This window comes from Stutzerimonas stutzeri, from assembly GCF_024448935.1.
GTDB classification, from domain to species: Bacteria; Pseudomonadota; Gammaproteobacteria; order Pseudomonadales; family Pseudomonadaceae; genus Stutzerimonas; species Stutzerimonas stutzeri_AO.
Genome location: NZ_JAMOIE010000057.1, coordinates 1 through 14,262, shown reverse-complemented (window position 1 = coordinate 14,262; position 14,262 = coordinate 1). Strand labels below are relative to the sequence as shown.

General features: G+C 62.7%; 12 protein-coding genes and 3 pseudogenes. 4 read left to right on the top strand and 11 right to left on the bottom strand.

Going from position 1 to position 14,262, the window contains the following annotated elements; translation table 11 throughout:
* Positions 1 to 95: 95 nt before the first annotated feature.
* From NA637_RS16110 to NA637_RS16080, 7 genes are all read right to left on the bottom strand, one after another.
* Positions 96 to 977 (bottom strand): transporter, encoded by an 882-nt coding sequence (locus NA637_RS16110; RefSeq protein WP_256073346.1) that lies wholly within the window; start codon positions 975 to 977, stop codon positions 96 to 98.
* 168 nt (positions 978 to 1,145) lie between these two features.
* Entirely contained in the window at positions 1,146 to 1,916 is a 771-nt protein-coding gene (locus NA637_RS16105) for an SDR family NAD(P)-dependent oxidoreductase (RefSeq protein ID WP_256073345.1), read from the bottom strand.
* Positions 1,917 to 2,838: 922 nt separating this feature from the next.
* Complete coding sequence (locus tag NA637_RS16100; RefSeq protein ID WP_256073344.1) at positions 2,839 to 3,660, bottom strand: flavin-containing monooxygenase; 822 nt, start codon at positions 3,658 to 3,660, stop codon at positions 2,839 to 2,841.
* A gap of 104 nt (positions 3,661 to 3,764) precedes the next feature.
* A complete protein-coding gene (locus NA637_RS16095; protein WP_256073343.1) occupies positions 3,765 to 4,679 on the bottom strand; it encodes an alpha/beta hydrolase in 915 nt (304 codons plus the stop codon).
* Between the two features lie 209 nt (positions 4,680 to 4,888).
* Positions 4,889 to 5,755, bottom strand: coding sequence for an acyl-CoA dehydrogenase family protein (locus tag NA637_RS16090; protein ID WP_256073342.1), 867 nt, complete (start codon positions 5,753 to 5,755; stop codon positions 4,889 to 4,891).
* 29 nt (positions 5,756 to 5,784) lie between these two features.
* Complete coding sequence (locus NA637_RS16085; RefSeq protein WP_256073341.1) at positions 5,785 to 6,927, bottom strand: acyl-CoA dehydrogenase family protein; 1,143 nt, start codon at positions 6,925 to 6,927, stop codon at positions 5,785 to 5,787.
* A gap of 9 nt (positions 6,928 to 6,936) precedes the next feature.
* Positions 6,937 to 7,401, bottom strand: coding sequence for a MaoC family dehydratase (locus NA637_RS16080; RefSeq protein ID WP_256073340.1), 465 nt, complete (start codon positions 7,399 to 7,401; stop codon positions 6,937 to 6,939).
* Positions 7,402 to 7,506: 105 nt separating this feature from the next.
* On the opposite strand from NA637_RS16080, the gene NA637_RS16075 reads away from it, so the two are divergent.
* Both NA637_RS16075 and NA637_RS16070 read left to right on the top strand, forming a co-directional pair.
* Positions 7,507 to 8,406, top strand: a complete 900-nt coding sequence (locus NA637_RS16075) for a LysR family transcriptional regulator (RefSeq protein WP_256073339.1) — start codon at positions 7,507 to 7,509, stop codon at positions 8,404 to 8,406.
* Between the two features lie 122 nt (positions 8,407 to 8,528).
* Positions 8,529 to 9,026: pseudogene (locus tag NA637_RS16070) on the top strand (ATP-dependent DNA ligase); the annotation flags it as partial.
* A 93-nt stretch (positions 9,027 to 9,119) separates the two neighbouring features.
* On the opposite strand, the gene NA637_RS16065 reads toward NA637_RS16070, so the two are convergent.
* Entirely contained in the window at positions 9,120 to 10,133 is a 1,014-nt protein-coding gene (locus tag NA637_RS16065) for a zinc-dependent alcohol dehydrogenase family protein (protein WP_256073338.1), read from the bottom strand.
* A 421-nt stretch (positions 10,134 to 10,554) separates the two neighbouring features.
* On the opposite strand from NA637_RS16065, the gene NA637_RS16060 reads away from it, so the two are divergent.
* On the top strand, positions 10,555 to 11,532 hold the full coding sequence (locus NA637_RS16060; protein ID WP_256073337.1) for an aldo/keto reductase: 978 nt from the start codon (positions 10,555 to 10,557) through the stop codon (positions 11,530 to 11,532).
* 58 nt (positions 11,533 to 11,590) lie between these two features.
* Positions 11,591 to 11,809, top strand: coding sequence for a hypothetical protein (locus NA637_RS16055; RefSeq protein ID WP_256073336.1), 219 nt, complete (start codon positions 11,591 to 11,593; stop codon positions 11,807 to 11,809).
* A 790-nt stretch (positions 11,810 to 12,599) separates the two neighbouring features.
* On the opposite strand, the gene NA637_RS16050 is transcribed toward NA637_RS16055, so the two are convergent.
* From NA637_RS16050 to rhuM, 3 genes and pseudogenes are all read right to left on the bottom strand, one after another.
* Positions 12,600 to 13,085 carry a DUF1643 domain-containing protein gene (locus NA637_RS16050; RefSeq protein ID WP_256073335.1) on the bottom strand — a complete coding sequence of 162 codons (486 nt, stop codon included), beginning with the start codon at positions 13,083 to 13,085 and terminating at the stop codon, positions 12,600 to 12,602.
* 139 nt (positions 13,086 to 13,224) lie between these two features.
* A pseudogene (locus NA637_RS16045) lies at positions 13,225 to 13,460 on the bottom strand (hypothetical protein); the annotation flags it as partial.
* Between the two features lie 408 nt (positions 13,461 to 13,868).
* A pseudogene (rhuM, locus tag NA637_RS16040) lies at positions 13,869 to 14,072 on the bottom strand (RhuM family protein); the annotation flags it as partial.
* Positions 14,073 to 14,262: the final 190 nt, after the last annotated feature.

Sequence of the window (14,262 nt, the reverse complement as noted above, 5' to 3'; positions counted from 1 at the left end):
AGCTAGGTTAGCTCTTGCTATTTATGCAGAACGGTCAGTGGTATTTTTTTATAAAAATATATGTGATCCACCGTTTCAGCACCGCTCATAAAAACTCAGAAAAACTTTGCGAGCCGTAGAATCACCTCTACATCGCGCTCGTACGCACTCTGAGCGTCCACATCGTGTCCGACCTCTAGCAGGAACTGAGTTTTCGGATTGAGCATCTGCGTCCAGGCCGCCCGTATTGTGGTTGTTTTCACGTCCGAGCCACGGACATCACCTTTGATCTTCTCCTCCCCTCCCCAGGTTGTCGTGCCTCCCAGCGAGAGCATCGTCGTGGCTGTCGCCTGGTAATTAAGCCAACCGAGCGCGGTAAAGCTCGGATCCTTGTCGACATTCGCTCCGTCAGGGCCATCATCGTTGTCACCATAGAAAGTAATGTCCCCCGCAAGATCAACCGTCCACTGGGGAGCAATCCTGGTTAGGAAAGCTGGCTGAATGGAGGTAGACCATCGGTTGGAACCCAAACCAGGCTCACTAGAAGAATAATTGCCACTTGGCAGGGTGAGATAGGTGGCAATAGCAAAGTAGCGTTCGTTTTCAGGGTCGTTCAAAGGCCAGATCGTACCGACAAGCGTAAGATCTCCCATGGAGAAGTCATCGGTATCAATGTCGCTACCGCCTACCCTCATGTTATTCAAACTTCCAAAGGGCTGCAGCACGTTCACGTCGGCACGCATATCCCCGATGTCGAAATAGTAGACATAGCGAAGAAGGCCTACATTACTATCGAGGCTCGAGTCCTTCACTTCGTGACCATCGCCGTCAACCAAAGTATCCGAAGTACTGCCAAAATAATATAACAGGCCAAGGTGAGTTCCCGCAGGAGCGGGCACGAAATCGTGCGGCTGTAAGCCTTGCGCATATACGGCAGTGCACAACATAAAGCACTGAACAGCAATTGTGAACTGCACAAAATATTGATTATTTTTCATCATTCTTATTCCTATATTATTTTTATTTTTCTTACAGCACTTCATCTATCCGTAAAATCAGTCCGCGATATACCCACGGTAGACCGCCAGTTTCGACATGATGAACAGATAAAGCCCTCGCGCATAGGAATGCCATTGTGTCTGGGATGGCTTCCGTGAGCCTTTATGTTATTTTGCGGTGAACCCTCCATCCACCGGAAGAGCCACGCCTGTAACATAGGCCGACTCATCCGATGCCAACCATAAGGCGGCCTGTGCCATGTCCTGAGGACGCCCGAGCCGTTTCAGTGGTACTGACCCAATCATCATTTCCTTGTTTCTGGCAGCCTCTTCCGGATCACCCTTACGGCTCGTGAACTCCAAGGCCATTGGCGTATCAGTCAGACCGGGGCAGATTACATTTACGCGCACATTGTCGGATGCATAGGTTTGGCATAGCGATTTGGCCAAGCCGACAACACCAAATTTGGCTGCGGAATAGAGCGGACTCCACATTGACCCTACAAGTCCGGATATCGAGCTGGTGAAAATAATTGAACCACCCCCACGTTTGCGCATGTAGCCCACCGCCTCGCCGGCACCAATGACTGCCGCTTCGACATTTACTGCGATTGACTTGCGAAATGCCGCCATGTCTACTTGCTCGATGCCAGCCGGCCCAGGTATCCCCGCATGAGCCCAGAGCACATCAAGACCGCCCAATGCTTTCGCGGCAGCGTTAAGGCTGTCGCGTGCCCCGCTTTCTGTGGAAAGATCTGCAGTGATGGTGACTATATCAATACCTTTTCCTTTCATCTCCTCCTTAAGCGAAGCCAGTCCTTCCTCATTGAGATCGATCGCTGCAACGCGCGCGCCCTCATTCGAAAAGATTTCCACGCCAGCCCTGCCCATCCCGGATGCGGCGGCAGTGATGACTGCAAGTTTATTCTTTAGACGCATGACGCCTTCTCCTTTTCTTTGTTTTTATACTGAGATCTTGTAAAACCCTTACTCGAGTTAAATTCAGATAACATAGGCCAATATGTCGCGCAGATTCATTCAGCTATCAAACTTCTGAAAACCTGAGAGCCCTTCTGCAATTGACTTCTCGCATGCCGCGAGATACGAGGGCAGCCCTGCCGGATACATGAGAAGCTCACGCGGCTTGCCCGGGATGTTTGCGCCCATATACCAGGAATCGGCCTTGGGGAAGAGCGTCATGTCGGCTACCTCCAGACAGGTCTTGCGCCATGCGTTCTCAGCGTCGGATTGAGCCTCGATCCGGGTTATATTTTCACCACGCAGCTTTTCAAGGATCTTGACCATCACGTCTCCTTGTGCCTCGGCGCAGGTGGGACCATTACAAAAGCCGCTCGGGCTTTGCGGGCCATAGAGGAAGAACAAATTCGGGAACCCATTCGTGGCCATTCCCAACTGGGTTCGCACGCCATCGCTCCACTTCTCGCCAATCGTGCGGCCGTCAACTCCCTTTACGTCCAGCGAGGTCAGTCCGCCGGACACCGCATCGAAACCTGTCGCCATGACAACTATGTCGAATTCATACTCATGTTCGCTGGTCTTGATTCCTTTCTCGGTGAAGCATTCGATTGCCTCGCGCTTCAGGTCGACCACATCGACATTATCCCTTTGTATGACTTCATAGAAGTTCTGCTCCAGCGACGGACGCTTGACGCCGTAGGGATGCGGCGGCTCTTCCGGTGCGTAGATCTCGGCAAGCCTGGGATCCTTGATCCGCGCCAGAACCTTCTTGCGCCAGAAGTCATACTGTGCGCGGTTGGACTTCTCATCGAAGATAACGTCCTTGAAGTTGTTCAGCCACCACCAGAAGCCACCGCGTTGCCAGAGGCGCTCGAATACTTCTTCACGGTCCTCGTCCGCGACATCGAAGACACCCCAGGGGGCAAAATCGTAGTTGAAGCCGCCGAACGTCTTGAGTCGCATTGCCATGTCGGCAGGCATGTCGCGCCACATCTCCTCGTTGTCGGCTTCGCTCATCGTTCGCTGCCACATCGGAATGGCCAGGCAGGGTGTGCGAACGAAATGCGTCAGGTGGCTGGCTTCGGTGGCCGCCTCCTGGACAACCTGAACCCCGCTTGCTGCCGATTACGGCGATGCGCTTGCCGGTCATATCGAGGCCTTCCTGAGGCCAGAGCCCGGTATGATGGATCTCACCCCTGAAGCTATCGAGTCCCTTGAAATTCGGGATATAGGGTTTGGCCGCGAATCCGGTGCAAAAGACAAAGAAGCGCGCCACGAAATCCCGACCGCCCTCGGTGTGGATTGTCCACTTGCGGCTGGTCTCGTCGAACTCGGCGCCGGTCACGCGCGTGTCGAGCATGACGTCCTTGCGCAGATCCCACCTTGAATCGACATGGTCGAAATACTCGCGGAGTTCCTGCCAATCCGGATAGAGTTCCTTGAATGCCCAGTCTTTCCACAAAGCGGGATCCGAGTACTGATAAAGCGCGCCGTGGCTATCCACGCGCGCGCCGGGATAGCGGTTCCAGTGCCAGATGCCGCCGATATCCGAACCAGCCTCGAGGAGCTTCACCTTGAAGCCCTTCTCGCGAAGCTTGTGAAGTTGATACAAGCCAGCAAAGCCAGCGCCTACCACGACAACGTCCAGCTCGCCTTCGCTAATGTCGGCATTAGTGGTCTGTTGTGTTTTTTCACCAAGACTCATTTTATTATGCCTCTTAACTTGTGGACCCAGACGAATCGCTTACCGCAGGTGTAGACGCAGTTCTTTCTCGCTTCTTGCGCCTGGGCACATTTCCGCTGCAAAAGTCAGCTCAGGCCAAGTTTCGGGCGAACCCATTCGGCCATACCCTTAATTGCATTGTCGGCTTCAGGTGCAGTTCCCGCGAGAAACTGGAAAACATGCTGCATGTCGGGAAAAACCTCGAGCCTGACATCCACATCCGCTTTCTTTGCCCGCTCCGCTATGCGCCGGCTGTCGTCGAGAAGCGTCTCAGCGTCTCCGACCGTGAGGTATATCGGCGGGAAATTCGAGTAATCGGTATAGAGCGGATTTGCCAGAGGATCCTTTGGATCGCCTTTCTCGCCGATGAAAAGACTGCCAAGGTTTTGGGTAGTATCCCGCGAAACCAGCGCGTCCCTGTCCTTGTTTGTCTCGTAAGTCTCGCCCGAGAGGTCCATTCCGGACCAAGGGGACATCGGCATGGTTGCCACCGGAAGCGGCAACCCACCCTCCCGCGCGGCGGCGATTGTCGTGAGCGCAAGCGCACCGCCGGCGGAGTCGCCCGTCAACGCGATATGTTGCGGCTTCAGCCCTTCACACTCCAGCAACCAGCGATAGGCAGTGACCATGTCATTGACAGGACCGGGATGCGGGTTCTCTGGGGCGCGATGGTAATCGACGATCAGCGCCCGACAGCCCACCGCCTTGGCAATATGGCCAAAGAGCTTGCGGTGTGAGTACATCGAGCCGACGACATAACCGCCGCCATGGGAACAAAGCAGAACGCGATCATGGACAGCACCGTGGGGGATCGCCCACATCGCCGAAATCCCTTTGAACTCGATTTCCAGGTAGTCGACGCGCGTCGGATCGGCGGTCACGTCACCCCAATGACTGAACAGACGACGGATCTCTTCAAGGTCCATGTCAGGCTGGGCCGTCATGGCGGCGACCCATGACCGGTATAAATCAGCAAGCGCTGCAGATTCTTTACTTGGCATGTCGATATTTCCTTTTTGTTTTTAGTGATGGTCGGCCCCGGTTTGGGGTTCTTACTCATTGCCAACAGAACAACGACAACTCATAACGTCTTTGCCACGGGTTTTCGGTAAATGAAGGTGTGGAAAATGCCATGCACCATAGTGAGTCTCCTGTAGCCGCCCTGTTGATCCGTCCGTTGGCGCAATACCGCGGGCAGCCTTGATTGTGATTATTCGAACCGCTCAGCCTGCGTTGGAACCTGGCGGATGAAATCCAGCGTCCGTCCAGGGCGTTCCAGCACGGCCTGGCCCAGCCGCTGCTGCCAGTACGCCTCGCTGCCGAACTGCAGCCGCCATTCGTGCAGGCGCCGGGTGAATAACTGCAGGTCGTGTTCCTCGGTGATGCCGATGGCGCCGTGCACCATGTGGCCGATGGCGCTCACTGTGCCCACTGCCTCGCTGGCGCGGGCCTTGGCGACGGCCGCCAGCAGCGGCGGCGGTTGCAGATCGTCGCCACGCAGGGCGAGGCGCGCCGCCATGCGCACGGCGAACACCTCTTCGGCTAGCACCGACAGTTGCTGCTGCACCGCCTGGAACTTGCCGATCGGCTTGCCGAACTGGTTGCGCTCGCCGGCATAGCCCAGCGACAGCTCGAGCACCCGGCTGGCCGCACCGGCGATCAGCGTGGCGAACAGCGCGGCGCCGATGGCGCGCCAGTCGCGAGCGATCTCCAGGCACACGCTGCCCGCCGGCAAGTCCGGCCAGCGCAGGTCCGCCAGCAGGCTGCCGTGGATGCCCGGCGCCTCCTGCTCGGCTGCGTCCATCGGCAACAGCCAGGCGCCGTCATCCAGCGCCACCAGCACCCAGTCGACGACCGCCGCGTAAGCGACGTCCTGGCAGACCACCGCTTCGCCGTCGCGCTCGCCCAGCGCCAAGGCGATGGCACCCTCCGGCGCGGCGCGGCCCTCGACCGCCAGCGCCGCGCGCACCCACAGCGTGGTCGGCAGCGCCAGCGGCCAGGCCCGGGCGCCGCAGGCGAACAGCAGCTCGCCGGCGGTTTCCAGGTTGGCACCGGCGCCGCCCTGCGCCTCGGGCAACAAAGGTATCGATGCGCATGGCAGGCTCCTCAGCGCAGGTCGAGGCCGCGGGCGATCATGCCGCGGAGGATTTCGCGGGTGCCGCCGCGCAGCGAGAAGGCCGGGGCGATCTGGCACAGATAGGCCAGGGTGCGGCGCAGCACCGGCGGCGGCGTCGTGTCTCCGGCACCGATCGCGTCGGCGATCAGCAGCGGCAGCGCCTGCTCGAACGAGGTGCCGAGATCCTTGACCAGCGCCGCCTCGATCACCGGGCTCTGCCCGGCGGCAAGTTTCGCCGTCACCGCCACCGACAGCGCGCGCAGCACGCTGAGCTGGCCGACCAGCCGGCCGACCAGCACCGCGTCGCTGTGGTCGTCGCGCTCGCGCAGCCAGTCGAGCCAGGCGTCCAGCAGCACCATCGAGGAATACAGCCGCTCCGGCCCGGAGCGCTCGAAGGCCAGCTCCGCCGTCACCTGCTTCCAGCCCTGCCCTTCCTCGCCGACCAGCGCCTCGGCCGGCAGCATCACGTCGTGGAAGAACACTTCGCAGAAATGCTCGGCACCGGTGAGATCGCGGATCGGGCGGACCTCTACTCCCGGCGCCTTGAGGTCGACGATCAGCTGCGACAGCCCGGCATGGCGGTCGCCCGGCGTGCCGGAAGTGCGCACCAGGGCGATCATGTAGTGGCTGTGCTGGGCATAGGTGGTCCAGATCTTCTGCCCGTTGAGCCGCCAGCCGTCCGCGGTGCGTTCGGCGCGGGTGCGCACGCTGGCCAGGTCCGAGCCTGAATTCGGCTCGCTCATGCCGATGCAGAAGAACGCCTGCGCGCGACAGATGCGCGGCAGGTAGAAGGCCTTCTGCGCCTCGCTGCCGAAGCGCAGGATGAGCGGGCCGCTCTGCCGGTCGGCGATCCAGTGGGCGGCCACCGGCGCGCCGGCGCACAGCAGCTCCTCCACCACCACGAAACGGGCGAAGGCATCCAGTTCGGCGCCGCCATAAGCTTTCGGCAGGGTCAGCCCCACCCAGCCGCGGGCGGCCAACGCCCGGCTGAAGTCGGCGTCGAAGCCTTGCCAGCTGTGCGCGCGCAGGTCCGCCGGCAAGCCAGTCAGGCGATCGCCGAGGAAGCGCCGCACGTCCTCGCGCAAGGCGTCGTAGCGCGACGGGATGGGCATGAAATCGAGGCTCTGCAACATGGTGCCTCCTCAGTCTGGACGACCGGCGACCAGGCGCTTGATGTCGTACTCCATCACCACTTGGTCGGCCTGGTTCATCACCGTGACCCGCGAAGCGACCACGGCGCGTCCGGACTTGGAGGTCGGCCGCACCTCGGTGATCTCCACCGTGGCATGGATGCTGTCGCCCACCAGCACCGGCGCGGTGATGCGCTGCTGCATCTCCAGCAGCGCCAGGCCGGCGTTCTGCAACAGGGTCTGCATGAGGATGCCTTCGATCAGGCTGTAGGTGAGCGCCGAGGGCACCGGCCGGCCGCCCTTGATGGCGCCCTCGAAGGTGGCGTCGATGAAAATCACCTCGGTTTGCCCGGTCACGCCGATGAAGCCGACCAGGTCGCTCTCGGTAACGGTGCGGCGGAAGGTGCGGAAGCGCTGGCCGACTTCGAGTTCCTGCCAGTAGCGGCCCTGGCCGACCAAGGTGATGGACGCAGACATCGCATGGCTCCGGATCGTTGTTATTTTCATTGAGACTAGTGACAGGCCCGCGGGATTTCCAATATTGTTTTGACTTCGATTGATAGTCGATCAGGTATCAATGCCATGGATGTCCGTAAGCTTCGCCAGTTCGTCGTGCTCGCCGAAACGCTCAACTTCCGCAAGGCCGCCGAGCTGCTGAACATCTCCCAGCCACCGCTCTCGGTGGCCATCCGCAAGCTCGAGGCGAGCTTCGGCGCGCCGCTGTTCGAACGTTCGACACGCCAGGTGCGCCTGACGCCGGCCGGCGAGGCCGCGCTGCTGGACATCCGCACGGCGCTGTTCCATCTCGACCAGGCGCAGCGCCGCGCCCTGCAGACGGTGGAAGGCATGCGCGGCGTGCTGACCATCGGCTCGGTGGCTTCGGCCACCCTGTCGCTGATCCCGCGGCTGGTGCCGCCGTTCCGCCAGCAATTTCCCGGCGTGGAACTGGTGCTGCGGGAATACACGACCAACCGCATCGTCGCCGAAGTGGAAAAGGGCGGGCTGGATATCGGCCTGGTGCGCTCGCCGATCGTCGGCCGCTATGAGGTGAGCATCATGACCGTAGAGCGCGACTGGCTGATCGCCGTGGTGCCGGCCGATCACCCGCTGGCGGATCGCACCCGCGTCGACCTGGCCGAGTTGGCCGGCATGCCCTTCGTATCCTATGCGCAAGCGGAGTCCAGCGGCCTGCACTTCGCCGTCACCGCCGCCTGCCAGGCCGCCGGCTTCCTGCCCCGGGTGGTGCACGAGACGGCGCAGATTCAGGCCACCATTAGCCTGGTCACCGCCGGCCTCGGTGTGGCGCTGGTGCCGGCACTGCACGGCCGCCGGTCCGGCGAGCGGGTGCGCTTTCTGGAACTGAACGACCCGCCGCAAACGCGCGAGATCGGCCTGGCGCTGGTCTACAACCCGGAGAACGAGACGAACATCGCCCGCTGCTTCCGCGACAGCACCGCGCGCCTGGTGCTGACAGCCGACTAGCTCCCAGACGGTTGGTGCGCCGGCGCGAGCGGCCCGCCGCCGGCCATCATCGCCCCAGACGGTGAGCGGCGGCAGCCGGCGAACAGGTCGAGCGCCGGCATACGCCAGTACCTGGCGGCGGCGCCCGGCGATGGGGTGCTGAGGGCATGCTGCTCAAGATGCGCGATGCGCGGTACGGCGTCGGCCGGACCAACGACGTCGGCGTCTGGTGGAAATGGAAGATCGATCCGTTCTTGTGGACGCCGTGCTGATCTGCGCCCAGCGCGGTCACGGCCGCCGCGCCAGCCTCTATACCGACTTCACCTTCGCCGTCTGGGACGGCCGAACCGGGCGATCCGAACCGCACCCTGGTGCCCTTCGCCAAGGCCTATTCGGGCCTGACCGACGAGGAAACGCGCCAGGTCGACGCCATCATCCGCAGCACCACGGAGGAGAAGTTCGGCCCGGCGCGCAGCGTGACGCCGAGCCTGGTGTTCGAACTCCGCTTCGAAGGCATCGCCGCCAGCAGCCGCCACAAGAGCGGCCTCGCCGTGCGTTTTCCACGCATGCTGCGCTGGCGTCGCGACAAGCCGGTGGAGAAAGCGGACAGCCTGGCGACGCTGCGCGAGCTACTGCCGTGATTCGCGCCTGGAGTGGCCGCCAGCCTGACCGAGGCCGCGGGGGCTGCGGCCCCCCGCTGGCGGCCGGCCGCCATGCGCGAAGCGGGGCGGCGCTTACCACTCGACCACGATCTTGCCGAAATGACTGCCGCTTTGCTGGTAGCGAAACGCCTCGGCGAGCTGCTCCAGCGGGAAGCTGCGGTCGATGACCGGGCGGATGCCGGTCTGCTCCAGTGCCGCGACGTAATCCTGCTGCTGGCGGCGGCTGCCGACGATCAGCCCCTGCAGACGTGCCTGCTTGACCATCAGCAGCGCGGTCGGCACCTCGCCCTGGCGCCCGGTGAGCACGCCGATCAGTGAGATGTGCCCGCCGACCCGCACCGCCTGGATGGATTGCGTCAGGGTACCGGGGCCGCCCAGTTCCAGGACGTGGTCGACGCCGTGCCCGCCGGTCAGCTCGCGCACTGCGTGGCCCCATTCGGGCTGGCGGCGGTAATTGATGCCGGCATCCGCGCCGAGGGCCTTCGCCCGGGCGAGCTTCTCGTCCGAGGAGGAAGTGACGATGACCCGCGCGCCCATTGCCTTGGCGATCTGCAGGCCGAGGATCGACACGCCTCCGGTGCCCAGCGCCAGCACGCTGTCGCCGGCCTTGAGCAGGCCGTCACCGATCAGCGCGCGCCACGCGGTCAGGCCGGCCGTGGTGATGGTCGCCGCCTCGGCATGGCTCCAGCCTTTCGGCGCATGGGTGAACGCGGTGGCCGGACGCACCGCATACTGCGCGGCGTAACCGTCGATGCCGTCCCCGGGCGTGCCCTGAAAGCCGCCCACCGCACCGAATGCCGGGCCATCCGGCCATTGCGGGAAGAAGCAGGACACCACCTGGTCACCGACACGGAATTCGCTGACCCCCTCACCTACCGCCTCCACCACCCCGGCGCCGTCGGCCATCAACACCCGGCCGTCGCCGGCCGGGCTGGTGCCATTGGCGACCATCAGGTCGTGGTAATTCAGCGAGGTTGCGTGCAAGGCGACGCGGATCTCCCCGCGCCCCGGCTGCCCGGGGTCGGGCAGTTCACGGACTTCCAGGCGGTCCAGGCCGCCCGGCGCAGTGACGATGACAGCTTTCATCAGACTTTCTCCTCGCGTAGGGCCCCAGGCCTTGCAGCCTGTGGGCGTTGGTCATGCGGTTCGCTTGCAGTGTACCGCGCCGGCGTCGGCTTGAGCTTTTCCGGGCCTGCCGGCTGCGCGGAAGAGTGCAGCGCCCTGCCCCTTGCGCGACCCCTGCCGGCCTGCACAAAAGCGGCTTTTCGGCACGGCGCCTGCGCGGCTGGAAAATATAGAAGCGAAGGCCCCTTCCCGAGTTCCAGCCGGCCCCGAGTTGCAGCCGGCGCCGCCTGGCCGGGTCAGCCGCGCAGGGGAAAGTCCGCGCCGCGACCAACCGCTTGCTCAGCGCCGGCCCGACGGGGAACGAACCCGGCGCGGCGGGCTCGGAGCTAGCATGAGATCACCCGGCCCGTGGCGGCCAAGCCACTAACCAAAGGAGGAGCCCATGCGCATTTCCATCCCGAACATCGGCCTCGGCGGCGCTCCGCTGGGCAACATGTTCCACCCGGTCGACGAAGCCGTCGCCGACGCCACGCTGCAGGCCGCGTGGGAGGCCGGCATCCGCCTTTACGACACCTCGCCGCACTATGGCGCCGGGCTGTCGGAGCAGCGCTTCGGGCGGCTGCTGTCCGGCAAGCCGCGGGACGAGTTCGTGCTCAGCACCAAGGTGGGCCGCCTGCTGCAACCGGCCGACCGCCCGGAAAACGCCGGGCCCTTCGTCGACGAACCGCCCTACAGGCGGGTGATCGACTATTCCGCCGACGGCGCCCGGCGCTCGCTGGAGGACAGCCTGAAACGCCTGGGGGTGGAACGCCTGGACATCGTCTACATCCATGACGTGTCCGAGGACCAGTACGGGCCGCAGTGGCACGAATATTTTGCTCAGGCCATGCAGGGCGCGGCCAAGGCGCTCACCCGGTTGCGCGAGGAAGGGGTCATCCGCGGCTGGGGCCTGGGCGTCAACCTGGTCGAGCCGTGCCGGCTGGCGCTGCAACAGTCGGACCCGGACGTGTTCCTGCTGGCCGGCCGCTATTCGTTGCTGGAACAGCGCGAGCCGTTGGACAAGCTGTTCCCGCAGTGCCTGGAGCGCGGCGTCGGGATCGTCGTCGGCGGCCCGTTCAATTCGGGCGTACTGGCCGGCGGCCAGCACTACGACTACGCCCCGGCCCAGGCGCCGATCACGGAAAAAACCGCGCGGATCCAGGCCGTCTGCGCGCGCTTTGGCGTCGACATGCGCGCGGCGGCGCTGCAGTTCTGCCTGGCCCACCCGGCGGTGCTGGCGGTGATCCCGGGTACTGCCAATCCGCAGCGCCCGGCGCAGTACATGCAGCAGTTGCGGGCGCGCATTCCGGGCGAGTTCTGGCAGGCGCTGCGCGACGAGCGACTGGTGGAGCCGGACGCACCGACCCCCGCAGCGCCCTGAAAGCTCCGGTGGGTGCCGACGCGCCCGCGGTGACGGCCGTTCGGTGTCAGGCTCGCATGTGCGCATCTCCTCCCGGCTGCCCGCCATGCCCCTGCGAAGTTCCGGCACCTCCTCGCGCCCGCTGCTGGTGATGCTGCTCCTGCTGCGCGTCACCAGCGCGCAGGATCCGCAGCAACTGGCCCGCCGCCTGCGCAATGTCCTGGATCATCACCACGCCGGCGCCGCGTGCTTCGTCTCGGACAGGACCGGCCTGCCAAGGGCGTTCTCAAAAGGGTGAGCGAGACCGAGCCGGAGGATGCCTGGCACTTCCGTCGGCGCAGCAGGCGCCAGCCGTCCCGCATCGAGATCCGCCGGGACCCGGCCAACGGCGCCCGCCTGATCCTTCGCCCTGACCGGCAGCAACGGTGGACCACTCGGCGCGCAGCACGGCCAGCCGCTATCCGGTCGAGAGCCATGGCTTCTCGGTGGATGATGAGACCCTCCACATGACGGTGAGCATCGGCATCAGCCAGGTACAGCAGGACACCAGGACGACTCGCTGCCCAAGCTGATCAGCCGCGCCGACCAGGCGCCCTACCGCGCCAAGCAGACCGGCCGCAACCGCGTCTGCCTCTGCCCCGCCTGCGCCAACGCCCGCGCCCAGCCCGGCGCAGAACGACGGTTGAGGAGTTCAAATCGCCTCATGCCACCGCATTTTTCTCCCCAAAAACACGATGGCACCCCAACAAGGGACGATTCTGGAAGGTCACGAAAGGTGCTCATGCAGACCGGCTAGCGCTGGTGATCTGCATCGGAAAGGCCTGGTTACATGTGGGTCTGTTGCCCTTGCGTGCCGGCAAACTGAGCGACGGCATCTGGATTGCAAATCTCGATGCCAGAGCCTTGACATTAGAAAAACTCCAATTTTCTGAAAAGATCCTACCTGGATTTCAATCTTTTGGAGTACCGCTGGAACAAGCCATCCTTCAGATGGCGCAGTTCGAGTGCAGTGAGCAGGGCAGGTGGTGCAGCCCATTATCTCCATGCGGGTTAACGAGTCCACAAATGGCAATAGCCAGCGACTCGGTCTACATAGATAGCGGAACGAGAGGGGTAGCATACGCGAGCGTCAACGGATGCAGCGGGTCGCCGGACTTGGACAGCCCGAATGCGAGAACCGGCTTCCCTGATCCGTGGAGCAGAGCGAGGGTGTTTTCTAGGTGCGCATGGAGTTCTTTGGGTATTTTTCCTCGCGCGCCCCAACAGGGGATGAGCACGTCTGCATCGGCCGCAATCGATAGCAGATGCGAGGCATTCTCCGCCCCTATTGGATCAACAACGGTGCGAAGCGCTGTCACGTCGGTCGAGCGGTAGGCAAAGACGTTACCCACCAAGAAACGGCGAGCACCATTAATTTTTGAAAAACCAATCCATTTGCGGACAGTCGCATCATCCAGACTCGCATCGGCGGTCGATGGATTGACCCCAAAGAACGCAAATACTTTTCCTTCTGGCTGAACGTCCCGCTCGAGGCGATACCGAAACTTGCCGCATGGGCTGATGATCGCAGACATGAACTCTCTCCGTGCCAGCAATGCCGGCGGTTCTCTTCGTTGTTTTCCGCCCCCAAGCCAGCAGGGGGCGCTCGTTATCGTGTCGCGACTCCATGTCGCCTGTGTATCGACAGTGATCCAGCCAAACTCTACCAGCCGCCTAGACCGCCTTGCCTTGCCCTCTGAAACTCGCAACGAGCATTTTGTAGATCACCAGCGCAAATGCCCGGCTCTTCGTCTCGTTATCCAGCACTTCCAGCGACAGTTTCTCGTGGCGGTCATGGCATCCAACACGGTGTCCAGCACGCGCTTGGGGAACAGGCCGTGCATCACCTGGTTCACCGAATGGTTGTTCACCTGGGCCATTACGTCGTCCTGGCGGCTGATGCGCCGCGCGGCTGGCCACGTTGCGGTAGAACCACTCATCGCCAAAGCCTGCTCGATGGTGGCAATGGCCGAGGCCAGGCCATCGCCGCGCAGTTGGCCGAACAGCTCGGTCGCCTCGCCCTTGGCCATCAGCGTGGCCTTCAACTGCGTGATGGCTGCCAACACATCATCCAGCTCCAGGGCGCACATGTCGGTCTGACGTGCGCTTTGCTCCTGCAGGCTTTGCTCGTCGTAGCCCTGCAGCAGGCTCCAGCTGCGGGCGCAATCGCCGATCACCTGCAGCACGGCCCGGCCTTGGTCATCGACCAGTTGCTGGTTGGCCAGGGTCCGCGACAACAGGCTCACCGCCTGCTCAAACTCGATACCCCGCTCCGCCAGACGGCGCTCGTTGAGGGTGTAGCCTTCGACCAGATGCGCCTGCAACACCCGTGTAGCCCACTGGCGGAACTGGGTAGCCCGCCTGGAACTCACGCGATAACCCACGGAAATGATGGCATTCAGGCTGTAGTGCTTGATGCGCCGACGCACCTGGCGGGCACCTTCCTGACGAACCACTAAGAAATCCTTAGTAGTTACCTGCTCGGCCAATTCCCCATCGTTGAAGATATTTTTCAGGTGCATCATCACGTTTTCAGGCGTGGTGTCGAACAGCTCGCCCATTTGCGCCTGGCTCAGCCAAAGCGTGTCGTGCTCCAGCGCGACCTGCAGCAGTTCGCACCATCAAACTCCGGAGGAACGATAGCCGCTGTCCCCGGCTGGCCCGACCGCACAGCGACAATATCGCCTTCATATATTTTTGATTTCGAATGCA